Annotated in this window: 13 protein-coding genes; 3 read left to right on the plus strand and 10 right to left on the minus strand. The window is 73.2% G+C overall.

What is annotated here, in order from left to right; all coding sequences use genetic code 11:
• Positions 1-30 precede the first annotated feature (30 nt).
• From QFZ75_RS27045 to QFZ75_RS27070, 6 genes are all read right to left on the minus strand, one after another.
• Entirely contained in the window at positions 31-324 is a 294-nt protein-coding gene (locus QFZ75_RS27045; protein WP_307540916.1) for a hypothetical protein, read from the minus strand.
• 378 nt (positions 325-702) lie between these two features.
• A complete protein-coding gene (locus QFZ75_RS27050) occupies positions 703-1,710 on the minus strand; it encodes an LLM class F420-dependent oxidoreductase (RefSeq protein WP_307540917.1) in 1,008 nt (335 codons plus the stop codon).
• A 127-nt stretch (positions 1,711-1,837) separates the two neighbouring features.
• Positions 1,838-2,683: a hypothetical protein gene (locus QFZ75_RS27055; protein ID WP_307540919.1), complete on the minus strand. Its 846-nt coding sequence runs from the start codon at positions 2,681-2,683 to the stop codon at positions 1,838-1,840.
• A gap of 158 nt (positions 2,684-2,841) precedes the next feature.
• Complete coding sequence (locus tag QFZ75_RS27060) at positions 2,842-3,825, minus strand: N-acetylmuramoyl-L-alanine amidase (protein WP_307540920.1); 984 nt, start codon at positions 3,823-3,825, stop codon at positions 2,842-2,844.
• A 96-nt stretch (positions 3,826-3,921) separates the two neighbouring features.
• A complete protein-coding gene (locus QFZ75_RS27065) occupies positions 3,922-4,572 on the minus strand; it encodes a class I SAM-dependent methyltransferase (RefSeq protein ID WP_307540921.1) in 651 nt (216 codons plus the stop codon).
• A gap of 145 nt (positions 4,573-4,717) precedes the next feature.
• Positions 4,718-6,478 carry an MFS transporter gene (locus QFZ75_RS27070; protein ID WP_307540923.1) on the minus strand — a complete coding sequence of 587 codons (1,761 nt, stop codon included), beginning with the start codon at positions 6,476-6,478 and terminating at the stop codon, positions 4,718-4,720.
• Positions 6,479-6,774: 296 nt separating this feature from the next.
• Here QFZ75_RS27070 and QFZ75_RS27075 point away from each other — a divergent pair, with 296 nt between their 5' ends.
• Positions 6,775-8,313 (plus strand): MFS transporter, encoded by a 1,539-nt coding sequence (locus QFZ75_RS27075; protein WP_373465951.1) that lies wholly within the window; start codon positions 6,775-6,777, stop codon positions 8,311-8,313.
• A gap of 36 nt (positions 8,314-8,349) precedes the next feature.
• Here QFZ75_RS27075 and QFZ75_RS27080 read toward each other — a convergent pair whose 3' ends face one another.
• The 4 genes from QFZ75_RS27080 to QFZ75_RS27095 all read right to left on the minus strand — a co-directional run bounded on the left by QFZ75_RS27080 (position 8,350) and on the right by QFZ75_RS27095 (position 12,509).
• Positions 8,350-8,982: a response regulator transcription factor gene (locus QFZ75_RS27080; protein WP_307544812.1), complete on the minus strand. Its 633-nt coding sequence runs from the start codon at positions 8,980-8,982 to the stop codon at positions 8,350-8,352.
• Positions 8,983-9,501: 519 nt separating this feature from the next.
• Complete coding sequence (locus QFZ75_RS27085; RefSeq protein ID WP_307540926.1) at positions 9,502-10,776, minus strand: sensor histidine kinase; 1,275 nt, start codon at positions 10,774-10,776, stop codon at positions 9,502-9,504.
• 45 nt (positions 10,777-10,821) lie between these two features.
• The gene (locus QFZ75_RS27090) at positions 10,822-11,541 is read right to left on the minus strand and encodes an ABC transporter permease (RefSeq protein ID WP_307540927.1); all 720 of its coding nucleotides are present in this window, start codon (positions 11,539-11,541) and stop codon (positions 10,822-10,824) included.
• Entirely contained in the window at positions 11,541-12,509 is a 969-nt protein-coding gene (locus tag QFZ75_RS27095; protein ID WP_307540929.1) for an ABC transporter ATP-binding protein, read from the minus strand. The genes QFZ75_RS27090 and QFZ75_RS27095 overlap by 1 nt, the downstream gene beginning before the upstream one ends.
• 330 nt (positions 12,510-12,839) lie before the next feature.
• Between QFZ75_RS27095 and QFZ75_RS27100 the strand changes: the two genes are divergently transcribed.
• Positions 12,840-13,697: a MaoC/PaaZ C-terminal domain-containing protein gene (locus tag QFZ75_RS27100; RefSeq protein WP_307540930.1), complete on the plus strand. Its 858-nt coding sequence runs from the start codon at positions 12,840-12,842 to the stop codon at positions 13,695-13,697.
• 101 nt (positions 13,698-13,798) lie between these two features.
• Positions 13,799-14,893 (plus strand): Zn-dependent alcohol dehydrogenase, encoded by a 1,095-nt coding sequence (locus tag QFZ75_RS27105; protein ID WP_307540932.1) that lies wholly within the window; start codon positions 13,799-13,801, stop codon positions 14,891-14,893.
• Positions 14,894-14,898: the final 5 nt, after the last annotated feature.

The following is a 14,898-nucleotide window of genomic DNA, read 5'->3' on the forward strand; positions in this document are numbered from 1 at the left end:
GCGTGGTGCGCGAGCTGCGGGCCCGAGGGCTCAGTGGCGTGCCACGCGATTGGCGATCGCGTGACCGATGAAGAGGTAGACGACGGCCGCGAGACCGTAGCCCGCGACGACGCGTGCCCACTGCTCGTCGAACGTGAACAGGTCGTGCGACCAGCCGGCGAGCCAGCGGGCGGCGTCATGGATGAACTGGACGAACGAGTTGCCCTGGTTGGCGTCCAGCAGGTACATGAGGATCCAGAGGCCGAGGATGGCGGCCATGATGTCGGCAACGATCGCGACGACCGTGCCGGCTTGATTCGAACCGTTGCGATATCGAGGGGACATGTCATGCAGATGACCCTTGAACCGCGTATGAAACCTCCGGCACCTCTCGCATTGAATCCCCACCCTCTGAAATCGCCCCCAACTACCCTTATCCGCAGGGTGGTTCGGCGGGGCAGCCCCGACGGCCCCGCCAGCCCGGAGCTTCTCGGGGCCGCGGGCAACCGCACGCTCGACCCCGGCGAACCGGCACCCGGAGCTTCTCAGGGGCGCGGGGAACTGCGCGCTCAGCCACGACGGGCCGGCACCTGACGCCGCACGTCGGCCCGGGGCTTTTCAGGGGCGCGGGGAACTGCGCGACCAGCCACGACGCGCCCGCGCCCGACGGACCGGACCAGCCAGACCGAACCGGCACAGCACAGCGCAGCGCAGCCGCAGCGTTCAGTTCAGGTCGGCCAGCGTCCGCAGCGTATGACGGTCCGGAGACAGGAGCAGCAGGTCGGTCACCGGCCCCGCCCGCCACAACTCCAGCCGCTCGGCGATCCGTTCACGCGGCCCCACCAACGAGATCTCGTCGGCGAAGGCATCCGGCACGGCACGCACCGCCTCCTCCCGCCGTCCCGCCAGGAACAGCTCCTGGATCCGCCGCGCCTCCTCCGCGAACCCCATCCGCGCCATCAGATCGGCATGGAAGTTGCGCGCCGCGTGCCCCATCCCCCCGATGTAGAAGCCGAGCATCGCCTTCACCGGCAGCAGCCCCTCGGCGACGTCGTCACAGACCTTCGCCCGGGCCATCGGGGCGACCAGGAAACCGCCGGGCGCCCCGCCCAGGGAGGCCTCGTACACGTCCGCCCTCATCGGCGACCAGTACAACGGCAGCCACCCGTCCGCGATCCGCGTCGTCTGCGCGATGTTCTTCGGCCCCTCGGCCCCCAGCAGCACGGGCAGTTCGGCCCGCAGCGGGTGCGTGATCGGTTTGAGGGCCTTGCCGAGCCCGGTCCCGTCCGCCCCCCGGTACGGGTGCGGGTGGAAGCGCCCGTCCAGCTCGACCGGCCCCTCGCGCCGCAGCACCTGGCGTACGACGTCGACGTACTCCCGCGTCGCCGTGAGCGGCGACGCGGGGAACGGGCGCCCGTACCACCCCTCGACGACCTGCGGCCCCGACAGCCCGAGGCCGAGCAGCACACGCCCGCCCGACAGGTGGTCCAGCGTGAGCGCGTGCATCGCGGTCGTGGTGGGGGAGCGGGCCGCCATCTGCGCGACCGCCGTACCCAGCTTGATCCTTGACGTCCGCGCGGCGATCCAGGTCAGCGGGGTGAAGGCGTCGGACCCCCAGGACTCGGCGGTCCACACCGAGTCGTAGCCGAGCCGCTCCGCCTCCTGGGCGAGGGACACCTGGTCGGCGGAGGGTCCGCGGCCCCAGTAACCGAGGGCGAGTCCGAGTCGCATGCACTACTCCTGACGGTGCGTCAGAAAAGAGAAGGCCGCGCCGACTGTACGGGAACGGCCCCCCACCCGGAAGAGCTCCGAAGAGCTCTGGGGGTGGAGGGCCGTGACGGACCTGCGGCGACGGAATTCAGCCGCGCTGGATCCCGGACGTGTCCTGCAGTACACCGCGGCGGCCGTCCTGCGTCTGCGCCACCAGGCTCGGGCCGCGCTGCTCGACGGCCAGGTACCAGGTGCCCGGCGCCAGCTCGGCGATCGGCGTCGGCGAACCGTCCTCCGCGAACAGCGGACGCGCCACCGGCACCGCGAACCAGAACGGGGAGAACTCCCCGCCGGGCTGCGGAGCCTGCGGGGCCTGCGCCTGCTGCGGCTGGCCGGGCTGCGGCTGGCCGGGCTGGGCGCCGAACGGCTGGCCCTGCTGCGGCTGGCCGCCGAAGGACGGACCCGGCTGCTGGGCGCCCGGGTAGCCGTAACCACCCTGCGGCTGACCGCCGTAGGGCTGCGGGGCGGCGGGCTTGGGCGGCGGGAGGAGGGAGCCCCTGAGCGCCGGGACGAGAGGGGTGGCGATCGCGCCGCCGGCCAGGACCAGCGTGGCGATCAGGATCAGGATCAGACCGGTGCCGACGTCCGGGCCGGACGAGCCCTCACCGACGTTGTTGAGGCCGCCGGCCGGGTCGAAGATGTTCGCGAGGGCGCTCCACGCGGAGAAGATGCTGAGGGCGATACCGAAGTGGCCGAGGTCGATGCCGATGACCTTGGGCGCCTGCGGGAGACCGCGTGCGAGGACGATGAGCGCGGCGCCGGCGATGCCCGTGAGGACAACTCCGAGCAGCAGAGGAGCGCTCGACCACGCGTTCGGCATGTCGAGGTTGGCGGCCCCGTCGTACGAGTAGATGTCGAGGAACGACGCGATCAACAGCAGTACCGCTGCTCCGATCACCACGCCGTCGCCTCGAGTGAGGGAGCGGATATTCACTTCAGGTCCTTCGTCAGTCGTCTCGTCGTCGGTGGAGGCGTCGCTGTCACCTTGTCCCCGTGAGGCCGCGGTGCCATGCGCGGGGGTGGCCCCTCATCGTAGGGAGGACACTATCGTCCGCCCCACCTGGGTGTCCGCCCCGATCCGCACGCTCTTCCCTACCCGCGCAGGAAACTCACGATTCCCTCAGAGATTCCCTGTGCCGCCTTCTGGCGCCAGGCACCACTGGTCAGCCGCGCGGAGTCCTTGCTGTCGCGCATGTTGCCGCACTCGATGAAGACCTTCGGAACCGTTGACAGATTGAGACCGCCGAGGTCTTTGCGCACGTCGAGGCCGGTGCCGTCACCGATGTAGTTGGAAGGGGGGCTGCCGGTGACGCTCAGGAAGCGGCCGGCGATGCGCTCGCCCAGGTCACGGGAGGAGGCCACGATGGGCCGGGTGTCGGCGGCGCCCGAGTGCACGGAGCCCGGCAGGATCACGTGGAAGCCGCGGTTGCCGGCCGCCGAACCGTCCGCGTGGACCGACACGACGGCGTCCGCCGCGGCCTTGTTGCCGATCTCGGCCCGCTCGTCCACGCACGGACCCCAGGCGCGGTCGTCGTCCTGGGTGAACTTCACGGTGGCGCCCTCCTTCTCCAGGAGGGTGCGCAGCCGGCGCGAGACGTCGAGCGTGAACCGGGCTTCCGTGTAACCGGCGTTGGTCGCCGTACCCGTCGTGTCGCATTCCTTCGAGTTCGTCCCGATGTCCACCTCGCGGTTGATCTCGGACGGGTGCCGGAAGTTGCCGGGGTTGTGGCCGGGGTCGACGACGACCACCTTGCCCTTGAGGGGGCCGGGCTCCGCGCCGCCGGACCGGCCGTCACCGGACCCGCCGCCACCGGACCGGCCGGTGCCGCCGTCCGGCCGCTCCTTGCCGTCGTCCTTGCCGCCGTCCGGGGCGCCCGGTGCGGTGGAACGGTTCGCCGGGGCCGACGTCGACGCCTGCGCGGCGGAGCCGTCCCCGTCGTCGTTCCCCACGGACTGCCACACCAGCCAGCCCGCCAGGGCGCCGGGCACGAGGGCTGCGACGGCGACGGTCAGGGGGCCGCGCAGGGCGCGGCGCGGGGGGCGGGGGGGTTCGAAGTCCGGGCCTACGTATGACACGGCCAACACCTTACGGGTCGGCCGGGCCGGACGCGGTGAACGAAGGACCGGACGCGGTGAAGGAAAGACCGGATGCGCTGAAGGAGGGGCCCCGGGTCAGATGCCCTTGCCCGTACGCCGCAGCACGCGCAGCGAATCGGTGGCGGACACCTCCGTGAACGCGCCGGACCGCAGCGCGCGGAGGTAGACGCGGTACGGCGCCTGCCCGGTGAACTCGTCCACCGGATCCGGGAACACGTCGTGGATGAGCAGCAGCCCGCCCTCGGCGACGTGGGGCGCCCAGCCCTCGTAGTCCCCGCCCGCGTGCTCGTCGGTGTGGCCGCCGTCGATGAAGACGAGGCCGAGGGGGGAGCTCCAGAATGCGGCGACCTGCGGCGACCGTCCGACGACGGCGACCACGTGGTCCTCGAGACCGGCCCGGTGGAGCGTACGGCGGAAGGCCGGCAGGGTGTCCATGAGCCCGAGCTCCGGATCGACCGTGGCCGGGTCGTGGTACTCCCACCCGGGCTGCTGCTCCTCGCTGCCCCGGTGGTGGTCGACGGTGACGGCGGTGACCCCGGCCCCCCGCGCCGCGTCGGCCAGCAGGACGGTGGAGCGCCCGCAGTAGGTACCGACCTCCAGCAGCGGCAGCCCCAGCCGCCCGGCCTCGACGGCGGCGGCGTACAGGGCGAGCCCCTCCCCCACGGGCATGAACCCCTTGGCCCCCTCGAAGGCGGCGAGGATCTCGGGCTCAGGTGCCGTGGCCATGGGGTTCCTCCAGGTAGTACGTCCACGCATACGGGCGCCATGGTGCCGCATGCATGAGGGCGAGCGCCCCACCAGGGGCGCGGGGAACCGCACGCCCGGCCATGACGTACGCCCGGCCACGACGCACCCGCGCCCTACGACTCGGCTAGGCCAGGACCTCCGCACCGGGCAGCGCGAGGTCCACATCGAGGACCCGCACCCCGCCGGGGTGGCTCGCCCCGGACGCGAGCGGCCCGTGCCCACCCGCCGTGACGGCCAGCACGTACGCCCCCTCGCCGGGCACGGCGAGCGTGTAGGCGCCGTCCACGGAGGACAGCGTCGCCCCCGCCTGCCGCCCCCGCCGGTCGATCAGCGTCACCTTGGCCCGGGCGACCGGAACACCGTCGGCGGTCAGCACACGCCCACGGAAACCGGCCCGGTCCGCGGAGCCGGCGGCGGCCGGTCCCGTCCCGGGGACGTCCTCGCTGGACGCCACCAGATGCGGCTTCGCCGTGTTCGCCGCCGCCCGCCGCCCCGGCAGGAACGCCGCGAACGCCAGGCCGAGCAGCACCGCACCCGTGGCGATCATGAACGACACGCGGAAGCCGTGCATCGAGGGGACCGCGGTCCCGCCCACCTGGTTGGCCGTGTTCGCCAGGACCATGCCGATGACGGCACTGGAGACGGACGTACCGATGGAGCGCATCAGCGTGTTCAGCCCGTTGGCCGCGCCGGTCTCCGACGCGGGCACGGCGCCGATGATCAGCGCGGGCAGCGAGGAGTACGCGAGGCCGATGCCCGCGCCCAGCACCACGGCGATGACGATGGTCTGCCAGGCGGCGCTCATCAGGCCGAGCCCGGCGCCGTACCCGACCGCGATGATCAGCAGGCCGATCATCAGGGTGACCTTGGGGCCGTACTTGGCGGACAGCCGCGCGTACACCGGCGCCGTGAACATCATCGTCAGGCCGAGCGGCGCCACGCACAGACCCGCCACGACCATGGACTGGCCGAGGCCGTACCCGGTCGACGCGGGCAGCTGGAGCAGCTGCGGCAGGACGAGGGAGACGGCGTAGAAGGCGACGCCGACCATGATCGAGGCGAGGTTGGTGAAGAGCACCGCGGGCCGGGCCGTGGTGCGCAGGTCGACCAGCGGCGCCTTGATCCGCAGCTCCATCACGCCCCACAGCAGGAGCACGGCCGCCGCGGCGCCGAACAGACCGAGCGTCGTGCCGGACGTCCAGCCCCAGTCGCTGCCCTTGGTGATGGGCAGGAGGAAGAGGACCAGTCCGGCGGAGAGGCCGAACGCGCCGAGGACGTCGAAGGTGCCGGCGGCGCGCATCGGGGACTCGGGGACGAAGACCAGGGTGAGCAGGATCGCCAGGACGCCGAGGCCCGCCGAGGCGAAGAACAGCGCGTGCCAGTCGGCGTGCTGCGCCACGAGCGCCGCGACCGGCAGTGCCAGCCCGCCGCCGACGCCGATCGAGGAGCTCATCAGGGCCATCGCCGAGCCGAGCTTCTCCAGCGGCAGCTCGTCGCGCATCAGTCCGATGCCGAGCGGGATGGCGCCCATCGCGAAGCCCTGCAGGGCGCGGCCGACGATCATCACGAGCAGTTCGCTGGTGAATCCGGCGACGAGCGAGCCCACCACCATCACGGCGAGGCTGGCGATCAGCATGCGCCGCTTGCCGTAGAGGTCGCCGAGGCGGCCCATGATCGGCGTGGAGACGGCGCCCGCGAGCAGGGTGGAGGTCATGACCCAGGTGGCGTTGCCGGGGGAGGTGCCCAGCAGCTGCGGCAGGTCCTTGATGACCGGCACCAGCAGGGTCTGCATCACCGCGACAACGATGCCCGCGAAGGCCAGTACGGGGACGATTCCGCTGCCGCCGGGCCCTCGGGTGTGCGGATCCGTCGTTGTCCGGGTCATGCGTGCGGCCTCCAGAGGCGGGAAGGGGGTAGGTGCAGGGTGAACCCCGTGTGCCCAGGCAACTATTCCGTTGCTTCGAGCCGCTAACGATTTCTTGACCTTCTCATTACATCCGAACATCTGACGTCCGATCCGGACTCGGGTCCGGACTCGGGGCCGGGTTCGGGGCCGGGCTGAGACCCGGTTCCGGGCTCGGACCCGGCCCCGGGCTCGGACTGAGGTCCTACGGCTTACGCCCGGTGCCCGACGGCCGTGCGGCGAAAAGACGATGTACGGGGCAGGGGGCCGCTGCGACCATGACCTCTATGCCCACGCTCAGAGTCGCCGAAGAGATACCCGCGTCCCGCTCCCGTCGTCCCGCGCCGCCCGCCTGGCTGGTGGTCGCCCTGGCCTGCGCGGGCCAGTTCCTCGTCGTCCTCGACGTGTCCGTCGTCAATGTGGCGCTGCCGTCGATGCGTTCCGACCTGGGACTGAGCGCCCCGGGACTGCAGTGGGTCGTCAACGCGTACACCATCGCCTTCGCCGGCTTCATGCTGCTCGGCGGCCGGGCCGGCGACCTGTACGGGCGCAAGCTGATGTTCCTGGTCGGGCTGGCGCTGTTCACGCTGGCCTCGCTGGCGGGCGGGCTCGCCCAGGCGGAGTGGCAGCTGCTGGCCGCGCGGGCCGTGCAGGGACTCGGCGCGGCCGTGCTCGCCCCCTCGACCCTGACGATCCTCACGTCGGCCGTGCCCGAGGGGGCCCCGCGTGCGCGCGCCATCGCGACCTGGACCGCGGTCGGCGGAGGCGGCGGCGCGGCGGGCGGGCTCGTCGGCGGGCTCCTGGTGGACGGCCTGAACTGGCGGTGGGTCCTGCTGATCAACGTCCCGATCGGCGCCGTGGTGCTGGCCGGCGCCCTGTTCTGGCTCGTGGAGAGCCGGGCCGGCGGCGGGCGGCGGCTCGACCTGCCGGGCGCCGTACTGGTGACGTCGGGGCTCGCGACCCTCGCGTACGGGATCGTGCAGACCGAGGCCGCGGGGTGGGCGTCCGCCGCGACCCTGGTCCCGCTGGCCGGCGGGGCCGCGCTGATCGGGCTGTTCCTGCTCGTCGAGGCGCGGACGCAGGCGCCGCTGATGCCGCTGGGACTGTTCCGGGTGCGGTCCGTGTCCTCGGCGAACGTGGCGATGTTCCTGTGCGGCTCGGCGATGTTCTGCATGTGGTTCTTCATGACGCTGTACGCGCAGAACGTGCTCGGCTACACACCCCTGGAGGCCGGGCTGGCGCTCGTGCCCAGCTCGCTCGCGGTGGTCCTGGGCTCGAAGGCCGCACCCGGGTTCATGCGGGTCGTGGGGGCGCGCAACGTCGCGGTGACCGGCGCGCTGGTGGCGGCGGCCGGGTTCGGATGGCAGTCCACGATGAGCGCGGACGGGGCGTACGTCACCACGATCATGCTGCCCGGTGTCCTGATGATGCTCGGCGCGGGACTCTCCGCGACGCCGCTCGCCGCCGTTGCCACGTCCGGGGCGGCGGCGGGGGACGCGGGGCTGGTGTCCGGGCTCGTCAACACCTCGCGGACGATGGGGGGTTCGCTCGGGTTGTCCGTGATGGCGACGATCGCCGCGGCGCGGAGCGGGGGAGAGGGGTCGGCCGCGGCGCTCACGCAGGGGTATGCGCTGGTGTTCCGCACGGGGTGCCTCGTGCTGCTCGGCGGGGCGGTGCTGATGCTGGTGTGGCTGCCGCGCGGCTCCGCCGGGCCGCGGGGGACGGGGCGGGGGACGGGACGGGAGACGGGACGGGGGAAGGCGCGTCGTCCGCCGCGGGTGCGTCGTGGCCGGTCGAGCGGTTCCCCGCGCCCCTGAAACGCGAAATCCCCTCACCGGAGGGGGGAGGAGGGACTACAGCCAGCCCTGGTGGCGGGCTTCCCTCATGGCCTCCATCCGGTTTCGGGTGGACGTCTTGCCGATGGCCGAGGAGAGGTAGTTGCGGACCGTCGATTCGGAGAGGTGGAGCCTGGCGGCGATGTCGGCGACGGTCGCGCCGTCCGCCGAGGCCTTCAGCACGTCGCACTCGCGGGCGGTGAGCGGGCTGGGGCCGGCGCCCAGCGCGGCCGCCGCCAGCGCCGGGTCGATGACGACCTCCCCGGTCAGCACCTGGCGGATCGCCCGGGCCAGCTCCTCCACGGGCCCGTCCTTGACCAGGAACCCGGCGGCGCCCGCCTCCATGGCCCGCCGCAGGTAACCGGGGCGGCCGAAGGTGGTGAGGATCAGCACCCGGCAGTCGGGCGTCTCCTCCCGCAGCAGTGCGGCGGCGTCCAGCCCGCTGATCCCGGGCAGTTCGATGTCCAGCAGCGCCACATCGGGCCGCGACTCCAGGGCCGCCCCCACGATGGCGTCCCCCGTCCCGACCTGTGCCACGACCTCGATGTCGGTCTCCATCCCGAGGAGCAGGGCGAGCGCGCCCCGCATCATCCCCTGGTCCTCGGCGAGCAGAACACGGATGGACTTGGCAGGCCGATACTCCCGGGGCATCTCGTTCACACGCCCACACTAGGCCGGACCTGCCCTTGAAGGCCGCGCGAACCCACGCGCCCCGCGCCCGCGCGATTCGGGCCCGCGCGATCCGGGGTCTGCGCCCCGGGCCTGTGCGATCCGGGCCGCCAGCCGGGGCCCGCGCCCCGGACCCATGCGGCCCGGGCCCGCGCGACCTGGGATCTATGCTCCGGGCCCACGCGGCCTGGGCCCGCGCGATTCGAGGTCTACGCCCCGGGCCTGTGCGATTCGGGGGCCGCCAGCCGGGGCCCGCGCCCCGGACCCATGCGCCCCGGGCCCGCGCGATTCAGGATCTACGCTCCGGACCCACGCGACCTGGGCCCGCGCGATTCGGGGTCTACGCCCCGGGCCCGCGCCCCGGACCCATACGGCCGGGGCCCGCACGATCCGGGGCCCGCTACCCGGACCTATACGGCCAGGGGCCCGCGGCCTGGGATCTGCGGCCCGCGGCCAGGAACCCGCGGCCCGCAGCCCGGGCTGCCTCCCGGCCGGTAGGCCTCACGCCGCGGTCGGCTCCGGCTCCGGCTCCAGGACCGGTAGCTCCGCCGTCACCACGAACCCGCCCCGGGTCCCCGCCCCCGCCCCCAGCGCCCCGCCCGCCGCCGCGAGCCGCTCCGCCAGCCCCTTCAGCCCGGTGCCGGCGGGACCGGTGCCCGAGGTGTCGGAGACGCCGGTGCCGTCGTCCGAGACGCTGACCCGGACGCGTTCCGCGGAGCCGTCCACCGCGATCTCGCACCGCGTCGCCCCGCTGTGCCGCACCGCGTTGGTCACCGCCTCCCGCACCACCCACCCCAGCAACGCCTCCGCCCGCGCGGGCAGCGGCGGCCCCGACTGCCGTACGACCGGCTCGATCCCCGCCGCCAGCAGCGCCGACCGCGCCCGGTCCAGGTCCGCCGCGAGGCTGCCCTCGCGGTACCCCGTGACCGCCTCGCGTATCTCCGTCAGCGCCTGCCGGCCGACCGACTCGATGTCGCAGACCTGGACGAGCGCCGCGTCCAGGTCCCGGGGGGCCAGGCGCCGGGCCGCCTCCGACTTGACCACGATGACGGACAGCGTGTGGCCCAGCAGGTCGTGCAGGTCGCGCGAGAACCGCAGACGCTCCTCCTCGACGGCCCGCCGCGCCAACTCCTCGCGGGCCGAACGCAGTTCACGTACGGCATCCGACAGGGACAGGATCGCTGCGGTCACCATGGTGGACAGGAACGTGCCGTACGCGACGTTCACCGCGCCCCACCCGTCCCGCAGCCCGGCCACGACACCCGCGAGCACGCTCAGTCCGATACCGGTCCTGCCCAGCCACGGTCCCCGCACGACCGCCCCCGCGGCCAGCCCGAGCAGCGGGAAGAAGAGCAGCCAGCTGCCCCCGTACAGGCCGCCGAGCAGACAGGTCACCACGCCCAGGGCGAGCAGCGCACGCCGGGTGGAACGGGATTCGCGGGCCTCCTTCGAGAAGGCGCGGAACACCACGTGGATGTAGAGGGAGTTGAAGACGAAGAGGCCGATGCCGCCGACCCAGGGGTTCGGGGCCTTGCCCTGGAGGAGGTTGGAGAAGGCGCCCATGCCCATGAGGAGCCAGGGCAGGAGCGCGAAACCGCTGGGCGGCGGGCCCAGGTGCTCCGGCAGCTTCCCCGCCCGGCGTGCCTTCCGCCGGCCGGCGACGAACCCCCGGCCCGCGTCGAACGTGCCCAGGCCCGCGTCGAACGCGCCCAGGCCCGCGTCGAACGCGCCCCGGCCGGCCCCGCACCGGGCCCGGTTCTCCCGTCGCGCCGACATCCGACGACCGATCCTTCGCAACCAGGACATGTCCTCAACCCCCGTTCAGACGGTCCGCGCGGTCCTGCGGTACGAGACCACAGCGTACGAGCCGAAGACCAGCAGCCAGCCGGTCAGCACCAGCACCGCTCCCGGGGCGGGCGCCCGCCCGTCGGCGACGGCCGTACCGAGCTGCGCGAAGCGGTTCGTGGGTGTGTAGGCGGACAGGGACCGCAGCCAGCCCGGGAAGAGGACCAGGGGGAACCACAGTCCGCCGACCACCGCGAGCGTCAGGTTGCACACCATGTTCACCACGCCCGTGCCCTGCGCGGTCAGCCGGTAGCCGTTGCCGAGGCCGAGCAGCGTGAAGGGGACCGAGCCGAGCCACAGCGACAGCGCGATCACCGCCCACTTCCAGGCGTCGAGGCGTACGCCGTTGACCAGGCCGCCCGCCGCGAGGACCGCCACGATCGCGGGCAGGACGGTCACCGCGCCCGTCAGCGCGCGCCCCGCCACCACCTGGCGCGGGCTCATCGGGGTGATCCTCAGTTGCCGCAGCCAGCCGGTCGACCGGTCCTCGGCGACCCCGCCGCCGGTGTTCAGGGCCGAACCCATCGCCCCGTACGCGGCCATGCCGATCATGGAAGCGGTCTTCCAGTCGCTGTCGGCACCGCCGCCGAGGTTGGTGAACAGCAGGTACATCACCACCGGCATCACGACACCGCCGATCATGAAACCGACGTCGCGCAGTGTCCGGCGCACTTCGAGCCGCAGATAGCCGATCATCACACCGACTCCAGGGAAGCGGGCCGGGCCACCGTGCCGGAGGCCGTGGCGGTCAGGGCCAGGAACGCGTCGTCCAGTGAGGCCGGGGCGACCTCCAGGTCCCGTACCGCGCCGCGCTCCGCGAGCGCGACCACCGTCGCGTCCGGGTCGTCGCTCCGCAGCCTGGCCCGGTCCCCGCGGACCTCCAGGGAGACCACCCCGGGCAGCGCGGACAGCCAGGCCGTGCCGGCGCCCGCGAGGTCGAAGGCGACGAGGCTGCCGCCGGCCGCGCGCCGCAGCTGCTCGCCGGTGCCGTCGGCGACGATCCGCCCGTGGTCGACGACGACGATCCGGTCGGCGTTGGCGTCCGCCTCCTCCAGGTGGTGCGTGGAGAAGAGGACGGTGTGGCCGTGGCGCGCGTAGGCCCGCATCGAGTCCCAGAAGGCGTACCGGGCCTCCACGTCCAGCGCGGCGGTCGGCTCGTCGAGCACGATCAGCGAGGGGTTCCCGACGAGCGCGACCGCGAACCGCACCCGCTGCGTCTGGCCCCCGGAAAGCCGGTCCACGCGCCGCCCGGCGAGTTCCGCGACGCCCGCCAGCCGCAGCGCCTCCGTGACGGGCATCGGCGCGGGATACGTACCCGCCACGAACCCGACCAGCTCACCGACCGTCACCCGCGGCACCGGCCGGCCGTCCTGCAGCATGGCGCCGACGCGGCCGGCCCGTACGGCGTGCTCCGGAGCGGCGCCGAAGAGGCGGACGGTGCCCTCGTCGGGTGTGTCCAGGCCCAGCAGGAGCGCGATCGCGGTGGACTTGCCCGCGCCGTTGCGGCCGAGCAGCGCGACCGTCTCGCCGGGTGCGATCTCCAGGTCGATCCCGTCCACGGCCCGTACGGCGCCGAACGTCCTGACCGCTCCCGTGAGGGACACGGCCCCCACCCCGGTCGCTGCCCTCGTCCTCGTTCCCGTTCCCGTCCCCGTCTTCGTCATGGGTACGACGCTACGGAGGGGCGGGCGGGGCGCGGCAGAGGCGCATGTACGGACCCGGGCAGGACAAATGTCACGGCCCGGGACCCACGAGGTGCGCGCCCGACGCTATCTGACATGGCGTCAGGAGGCTTCACATGTGCCCGGGGCTCGGCTATACAGAAGGCGCCGGGACTGGAACGCGTTCTAGAACGGGTGAAGGGTTCCCGGCCCGGAGTCGACCTCGGTGCGACCGACGGTGCGGACGGCCGCACCGGGGTCTTTCCGTTCAGCAGCCCGTTCAGCAGCCGGTTCAGCAGTCCGTTCAGCAGTCCGTTCGGAGTCAGGAGCCCCATGCCCATCGACGTTGCCCAGGCCCTCGCGGCCGAGCCCCGGTCGGCCGGGATCGCCTGGGGCCACAAGGACGTCCAGCTCTACCACCTCGGCCTCGGCGCCGGCGTGCCGGCGACCGACCCCGACGAACTGCGCTACACGCTGGAGTCCCGGCTGCACGTCCTGCCGAGCTTCGCGACCGTCGCGGGCGCGGGCTCCCCGGGGGTGATCGGCGGCCTGTCCATGCCGGGCGTCGACGTCGACCTCGCGCGCGTCCTGCACGGCGGCCAGACCGTCACGCTGCACCGGCCGATCCCGGTCACCGGCGAGGCGGTGGCCACCGCCCGGATCGCCGCCGTGTACGACAAGGGCAAGGCCGCCGTCCTCGTCCTGCGCACCGAGGTCGCCGACGACGAAGGCCCGTTGTGGACCAGCGACGCCCAGATCTTCGTACGCGGCGAGGGCGGCTTCGGCGGCGACCGCGGCCCCTCGGTCCGCGCCGAACCGCCGACGGGCGCGCCCGACCGGACGATCGAGCGCCCGGTCCGCGAGGACCAGGCGCTCCTCTACCGGCTCTCCGGCGACCGGAACCCGCTGCACGCCGATCCCGGGTTCGCCAAGCTCGCGGGCTTCGACCGTCCGATCCTGCACGGGCTGTGCACGTACGGGATGACGCTGAAGGCGGTCGTGGACACCGTGCTCGGCGGTGACGTCGGCCGGGTCCGCTCCTACGCCGCGCGCTTCGCCGGGGTGGTGTACCCGGGCGAGACCCTGCGCATCCGCCTGTGGCGGGAGGAGGGCAGGGTCCGGGTGACGGTGGGCGCGGCCGGCCGAGGCGACGCGCCGGTCCTCACCGACACCGTCGTCGAGCACGCCTGAGCGCCGGACGGGCCCGGGAGCCGGGCGCGCCTGACCGCTGAGCCGCCCGGGAGCCGGGCGCGCCCGAACGCCGTACGTACGTTTCCGAGGGGAGCCGCATCATGCGCGCAGCCGTACTGCAGGAGATCGGCCAGGACAAGCTGGAGGTGTTCGACGACATCGAGACGAAGGGCTTCGGCCCCGGCCGGGTACGGATCCGGGTACGGGCCACCGGCCTGTGCCACTCGGACCTGTCGGCGATGGCGGGCGTGCTGCCGCAGCCGGCGCCGTTCGTCCCCGGACACGAGGGCGCCGGTGAGGTCCTGGAGGTCGGTGAGGGCGTCACGGGTGTGCGGCCCGGCGACCGGGTCGTCGTCTGCTGGCTGCCCGCGTGCGGGGAGTGCGCCGCCTGCAAACGCGGGCAGACGCAGCTGTGTCTCGCCGGGTTCATGAACGCCGGCACCCCCAACTTCGCGCGCGGCGGACAGGCCGGGGGCGGTTCCTCGGACCTGTTCGGCTTCGCGGGCACCGGGACCTTCGCCGAGGAGGTCGTGGTCGACGCGGGCTGCGCGGTGCCGATCCCGGACGACGTGCCCTTCGACATCGCCGCCCTCATCGGCTGCGGGGTCACCACCGGGCTCGGTGCCGCCCTCAACACCGCGGATGTGGAGGCCGGTTCGTCGGTCGCCGTGATCGGGTGCGGAGGCGTCGGCATCAGCGCGATCCAGGGCGCCCGGCTCAAGGGGGCCGCGGAGATCGTCGCCGTCGACCCCGTCCTCTCGCGCCGCGAGGCCGCGCTGAGGTTCGGCGCCACCCGGGCCGTCTCACCCGAGGAACTCCCCGACGCCAAGCAGTCGGTGACCGCGGGCGAGGGCTTCGACTACGTCTTCGAGGTCGTCGGCCGCTCCGCCACCGCCCGCACGGCGTACGACCACACCCGCCGCGGCGGCACGCTGGTCGTCGTCGGCGCGGGAGCCATGGACGACTTCCTGCAGCTCAACATGTTCGAGCTGTTCTTCGACGAGAAGCGGATCCTGCCGTCCATGTACGGCGGAGGGGACGTCCTGCGGTCGTACGAGCGGACCGTCGCCCTGTGGCGGGCTGGCCGCATCGACCTGGAGAGCCTGATCACGCACCGGGTGCCGCTGAGCGACATCAACGAGGCGCTCGACCAGATGCGTACGGGTGTGGCGCTGCGGACCTGCATCGAGATCTGACGCCA

The sequence above is a fragment of the Streptomyces sp. V3I8 genome (genome assembly GCF_030817535.1).
Lineage (GTDB): Bacteria > Actinomycetota > Actinomycetes > Streptomycetales > Streptomycetaceae > Streptomyces.

What these genes read in the sequence shown, in the direction of transcription:
- QFZ75_RS27095 (WP_307540929.1), bottom strand. Translation starts at nt 12,509, where the DNA reads ATGACGAAGACGGGGACGGGAACGGGAACGAGGACGAGGGCAGCGACC.
- QFZ75_RS27105 (WP_307540932.1), top strand. Translation starts at nt 13,799, where the DNA reads ATGCGCGCAGCCGTACTGCAGGAGATCGGCCAGGACAAGCTGGAGGTG.
- QFZ75_RS27065 (WP_307540921.1), bottom strand. Translation starts at nt 4,572, where the DNA reads ATGGCCACGGCACCTGAGCCCGAGATCCTCGCCGCCTTCGAGGGGGCC.
- QFZ75_RS27090 (WP_307540927.1), bottom strand. Translation starts at nt 11,541, where the DNA reads ATGATCGGCTATCTGCGGCTCGAAGTGCGCCGGACACTGCGCGACGTC.
- QFZ75_RS27045 (WP_307540916.1), bottom strand. Translation starts at nt 324, where the DNA reads ATGTCCCCTCGATATCGCAACGGTTCGAATCAAGCCGGCACGGTCGTC.
- QFZ75_RS27070 (WP_307540923.1), bottom strand. Translation starts at nt 6,478, where the DNA reads ATGACCCGGACAACGACGGATCCGCACACCCGAGGGCCCGGCGGCAGC.
- QFZ75_RS27080 (WP_307544812.1), bottom strand. Translation starts at nt 8,982, where the DNA reads ATGCCCCGGGAGTATCGGCCTGCCAAGTCCATCCGTGTTCTGCTCGCC.
- QFZ75_RS27085 (WP_307540926.1), bottom strand. Translation starts at nt 10,776, where the DNA reads ATGTCGGCGCGACGGGAGAACCGGGCCCGGTGCGGGGCCGGCCGGGGC.
- QFZ75_RS27050 (WP_307540917.1), bottom strand. Translation starts at nt 1,710, where the DNA reads ATGCGACTCGGACTCGCCCTCGGTTACTGGGGCCGCGGACCCTCCGCC.
- QFZ75_RS27100 (WP_307540930.1), top strand. Translation starts at nt 12,840, where the DNA reads ATGCCCATCGACGTTGCCCAGGCCCTCGCGGCCGAGCCCCGGTCGGCC.
- QFZ75_RS27075 (WP_373465951.1), top strand. Translation starts at nt 6,775, where the DNA reads ATGACCTCTATGCCCACGCTCAGAGTCGCCGAAGAGATACCCGCGTCC.